The organism is Streptosporangiales bacterium (assembly GCA_009379955.1).
In the GTDB taxonomy this organism is placed as follows: Bacteria; Actinomycetota; Actinomycetes; order Streptosporangiales; family WHST01; genus WHST01.
This window is the reverse complement of the sequence record WHST01000211.1, coordinates 1-4849: the sequence shown is the minus strand read 5'-3', so window position 1 is coordinate 4849 and position 4849 is coordinate 1. Positions and strand designations below refer to the sequence as shown.

The 4849-nt window shown below is 72.2% G+C and carries 5 protein-coding genes; 3 read left to right on the top strand and 2 right to left on the bottom strand.

Annotated elements, in window-relative coordinates:
* Positions 1-241 precede the first annotated feature (241 nt).
* Positions 242-1537 (top strand): DUF21 domain-containing protein, encoded by a 1296-nt coding sequence (locus tag GEV10_31820; protein MQA82990.1) that lies wholly within the window; start codon positions 242-244, stop codon positions 1535-1537.
* A 12-nt stretch (positions 1538-1549) separates the two neighbouring features.
* On the opposite strand, the gene GEV10_31815 is transcribed toward GEV10_31820, so the two are convergent.
* Positions 1550-2083, bottom strand: a complete 534-nt coding sequence (locus tag GEV10_31815) for a GNAT family N-acetyltransferase (protein ID MQA82989.1) — start codon at positions 2081-2083, stop codon at positions 1550-1552.
* On the opposite strand from GEV10_31815, the gene GEV10_31810 reads away from it, so the two are divergent.
* Together GEV10_31810 and GEV10_31805 are read left to right on the top strand one after the other, a co-directional pair.
* Positions 1959-2915, top strand: coding sequence for an SDR family oxidoreductase (locus GEV10_31810; GenBank protein MQA82988.1), 957 nt, complete (start codon positions 1959-1961; stop codon positions 2913-2915). The genes GEV10_31815 and GEV10_31810 overlap by 125 nt on opposite strands.
* A gap of 340 nt (positions 2916-3255) precedes the next feature.
* Positions 3256-3624, top strand: coding sequence for a DUF397 domain-containing protein (locus GEV10_31805; GenBank protein ID MQA82987.1), 369 nt, complete (start codon positions 3256-3258; stop codon positions 3622-3624).
* Positions 3625-3639: 15 nt separating this feature from the next.
* Here GEV10_31805 and GEV10_31800 read toward each other — a convergent pair whose 3' ends face one another.
* The gene (locus GEV10_31800; GenBank protein MQA82986.1) at positions 3640-4605 is read right to left on the bottom strand and encodes a cyclase family protein; all 966 of its coding nucleotides are present in this window, start codon (positions 4603-4605) and stop codon (positions 3640-3642) included.
* Positions 4606-4849: the final 244 nt, after the last annotated feature.

The window sequence follows — 4849 nt, the reverse complement described above, 5'->3', positions numbered from 1 at the left end:
GCGGCTCGACGACGGGAGCCGTGTGACGCGAGAGTGTCACGCACGGTTCTACGAGCGGCGGCGGGTGCAACTCCCGCCGCCGACTCACCACCGGCTCAAAGACGAGAACACCGGCTGGTCCCTGAAGGCCCACCCCGACGGCACCGTCACCTGGACCTCACCGGTCGGGCGGCACTACACCCAACGACCCCATGACTACGGCGACACCTGACGGCTGAGGGCGTCACCCTAGACTCGGATCGTGGCTGATGTGTTGACCGACGTCGGGCTCATCGTGTTGTTCGTGCTTGTCGGCGGGGTCTTCGCGGCGGCCGAGATCGCGTTGGTCTCGCTTCGTGACACGCAGCTCGCGCAGCTTGCCAGTCGTGGCGGGCGGGGGGCCAGGGTGGCGCGGCTCGCGGCCGATCCGAACAGGTTCCTGTCGGCTGTGCAGATCGGTGTCACGGTGATGGGGTTCCTGTCCGCGGCGTTCGGTGGTGCCACGATCGCGGCGCGGCTCGCGCCGGCGTTCGAGGGGCTCGGCCTCGGTGCGGGGGTCGCTGACGCGATTGCTCTCGTGCTCGTCACGATCGCGGTCTCGTACGTGTCGATCGTGTTGGGGGAGCTCGCGGCCAAGCGCCTCGCGTTGCAGCGGGCCGAGGGCTTCGCGCTCGCGTTGGCCCCGCTCGTCGACCGCATCGCGCGGGTGCTCAGGCCGGTGATCTGGTTCCTGTCGAAGTCGACCGACGTGGTCGTCCGGCTGGTCGGCGGCGACCCGAAGGCGCAGCGGGAGGAGATGTCGGACCAGGAGCTGCGTGAGCTGGTCTCCGCGAACCAGCGGCTGACGGACGAGGAACGGTCCATCGTGACCGAGGTGTTCCGCGCCGTCGACCGGCAGGTGCGGGAGGTCATGGTGCCCCGCACCGAGGTCGACTTCCTGGACGCCGGTGCCGCGGTCGGTGCCGCGGTGTCGTTCTGCCGGATGCGGCCGCGGTCGCGCTATCCGGTGATCCGGGGCTCGGCGGACGACGTCGTGGGGTTCGTCCACGTGCGCGACCTGTTCGTCCGCGACGCCGAGGGCAGCGAGCAGACGGTCGGCGAGGTGGCCCGCGAGATCGTGCTGCTGCCGTGGAGCGCCAAGGTGCTGCCGACGCTGTCGCGGATGCGCAGGGAGAACGCACACATCGCGGTGGTGGTCGACGAGTACGGCGGCACCGGCGGGATCGTCACGCTGGAGGACCTGATGGAGGTGCTCGTCGGCGACATCCGTGACGAGTACGACGTCGAGGAGGACGCGGCGACCCAGTGGAGCGGCGGCACCATGGAGGTCGACGGGCTGGTCAACCTCGATGACTTCGCCGACGCCTCGGGCCTGCGTGTCCCCGAGGGCCCGTACGAGACGATCGCCGGGTTCGTCGTGTCGCGGCTCGGTCACCTGCCCCGGGTCGGTGAGGAGGTCGAGGTCGACGGTGCCCGGCTGACCGTCACGGCCGTCCAGGGTCGGCGGGTGTCGCGCCTCCTGGTGTCCCGGCCGGCCGAGGTGCCCGCCGAGCAGTGACCCCGCGTGGCGTCACCTGCCGCGCCACAGCTCCTCGCCGTCGTCGTCGACCTCACCGGTGGGCGTCAGGCCGACGCGTCGGGCCACCGCGTGGGACGCGAGGTGGTCCGGGTGGATGGACGCCGTCAGCGTCGTGACGCCGTGAGCGCGCAACCACGACGCCATCGCCGTCGCGGCCTCGCCCGCGTACCCGCGCCCCTGCTCGCGCTGTGCCACCACCCACGCGATCGCCGCGACGACCTCGGTGTCGCGGCGCTCGACGGTCGCCTGCACCGTGCCGGCGAGCGCGCCGGTCGCGCGGAGCCGCAGCACCCAGTTCAGCCAGCCCTGCGTGCCGTCGGGTGACCGGCCGGTGGTCTGCCCCTGGTAGCGGCGCACCAGGTCGTCGCGGGTCGGTGGCGTGCCGCCGCTGAACGCGTACATGTCCGGCGCCGCGAGCACGGACACCATCGCGTCGGCGTGCGCGACGGCAAGCGGTTCGAGGGTCAGGCGGTGCGTGCGGATCTGCTCCGCGGCGGGCCAGCCGGGCGTGGTCACGCCGGCCATCCTGGCACCCTTGGCACAGGGTGCGGGGTCGTGTCGCAGGAGGAGGAGTCTCGTGGGTGAACGCCGGGTCGCGCTCGTCACCGGAGCCAGTCGGCGGCGGGGGATCGCCGCGGCGGTCGCCGAGCGTCTCGCGCGGGACGGCTTCGACCTCGCGCTGCACTCGTGGGCGCCGTTCGACGACGAGATGCCGTGGGGTGCGGAGCCGGAGGGGCCCGGCGCCGTCGCGGCGGCCTGCCGGGAGGCGGGCGCCGACGTCACGGTGCGGCAGGGCGACCTCGCCGACCCCGAGGAGCCGCGCCGGGCCGTCGACGCGACGTACGAGGCGTACGGGCGGCTCGACGCGCTCTGCGCCGTGCACGCGCGCAGCAGCACGTACGCGCTCGCCGACACCACCGCCGCCGAGCTCGACCTGTGCTTCGCGGTCAACGCGCGCAGCATCGTGCTGCTCGCGCAGGCGTACGCGGCGCGCCACGACGCGAGCCGCCGCGGTCGCCTGGTGACGTTCACGTCCGGGCAGTACCACGGCGCGATGCCGGACGAGATCCCGTACGCCGTGACCAAGGGCACCGTGCACCAGATGACCGCGACGCTCGCCGGCGCGCTCGGGTCGAAGGGGATCACGGTGAACTGCGTCGATCCCGGGCCGTGCGACACCGGCTGGGCCGACGCGGAGACCCGCGCGTGGGTCGCGGCCCGCATGCCCGGTGGCCGCTGGACCGAGCCGACCGACGCGGCGGCGCTGGTGGCGTGGCTCGCCGGACCCGACGCCGACCGCGTCACCGGCCAGGTCATGGCGGCCGACGGCGGCTGGTCGACCTGTCGCAGCGGCTGAGCGCAGGAGCTGGCGCGTGGCGGCGCTGAGGGGTGGCGGGTGTGACGGCCGGTCGGGGCCTTCCGTACTGGGCCGACCGCCACACCCTGCTCGACAGCCTGGGTCACAGCCCCGTTGACTGATGTCCCTGCCGAGCGTCTGTGTGGTCCCGCGTGGTCGGGACGCTCAGATGGAGTTCCAGACCTGCACGCCGTACTCGTCGGCGAGGCAGCGCGGGCACGGATGCCGGTTGCCGTGCGGCGCGCACCTGGCGTCCGGCGGCGGCTCCTCCGGTGCCCCGGCCTCGGTCTCGTCGGTCTCGTCGGCGTCGTCCTGTGGTGACGTCGGCTCCCTCGTCGTCATGCGGGTCCTCCGGTGTGTGTGGTGCTTTCACCGTGGACCCGGCCGGGGTCGACCGGAAGGGGTTCGAACCCCACAAGGAATCTTGTGGGATTCGGGTCTACCCTGGTCGCCGTCCGGCACCGCGACGGTGCGCGGACGGCCGAAGGGGGTTCTCGTGACAGCCGACAAGCCATCCGTCGACTTCTCCGACGCGGTCTGGCGCAGGACCAGGGGCGCGGACGGCAGGGAGAGCCCCGTGGAGGTGGCTCACAAGGACGGCATGTACGGCATGCGCGACAGCCGCAACCCCGACGGCGACGTCCTCACGTTCACGCCCGGCGAGTGGGACGCGTTCGTCAAGGGCGTCCACGCCGGCGAGTTCGACTGAGACCCGCCGCCGCGCCTACTTGATGGCCTGCGGGTTCAGCGGCGATCCGACGGCGCCGGGGATCAGCAGCGGCGGGCCGACGAACAGGAACTCGTAGACGCCGTCCGCCGCGCAGTCGGTGGCGAGGTCGTCGAGCTGCCAGATCTCGCCGACGAGCAGGCCCATGCTCACCAGCAGGATGAGGTGCAGCGGCTGGAAGGTCTCGGGGATCTCGTTGGGCCGCACCTCCGCGCCCCAGGTGTCGGTGGCGAGCGCCGCGACCTTGCGGTCGTGGAACCACGGCGCCGTCAGCAGCGACAGGCCGGGCGCGTCGCCGGCGGAGTACCCGGCCCAGCCCGGCTCGCCCCTGCGGGCGGCCATGTCGCCGGTGCGGATCAGCACGACGTCGCCGGGTTCGACGCTCACACCGTGGGCCTCGCACGCGGCGTCGAGGTCCTCCGGGTACAGCGCATGGCCGGGGCGCAACGCGTCGACGCCGAGGACGCGTGGCATGTCGAGGAGCACGCCTCGCGACACGACGGTCGGCATGTGTTCGACGCCGCCGTGCACCGCGCCCTGCGAGCTGACGTCCGCGGCGCTGAAGCCGTTGAACATCGTGCCGTTCCTGAAGATGTGACCGAGCGCGTCCCACTGCGTGCCGCCCTGGAGGAACAGGAACATGCTGTCGTCGGCGAAGCCGAAGCCGAGCGGGTCACCGCTGTACGTCTGCGTGCCCGCGAGGTGGTCCGACCCCGTCGCGACCATCTGGTGTACGGCGTTGACCCGGCCGAACGCGCCGGTCTGCGGGCCGTCGCCGTCGAGCGGCAGCTGCAGGGAGATCGCCTTGCCGCTGCGGACGAGCGCGGCCGCAGCCGTGATCTTCTCCGGCGTGATGTGGTTCAGCGTCCCCCGCTGGTCCTCGGTACCCCAGCGGCCCCAGTTGGAGCAGTACGCGTAGTACTCCTCGAACAGTTCGATGGTGATCTTGCGGTCGGTCGCCATCCGTCCACGGTAGGTCCGGCGGCGACAACGGTCCTCGTCGATTCCGAGGAATGGCGGCGGGACAATTGCTCGCATCGAAGGACGAGACGGTCGCCGCGGCGCACCTAGGGATGCGCTGATTTTCTGGTTCGTCCGGGGTGCCGTCTGGCTGGGTGCTGGGGATCGCGGAATGATGAGGTGTGCGCAGCGATCAGGCCAGTTTCACCGATGTCGAGTACGGCAACCGTCGACGGGTCTCCCGCCG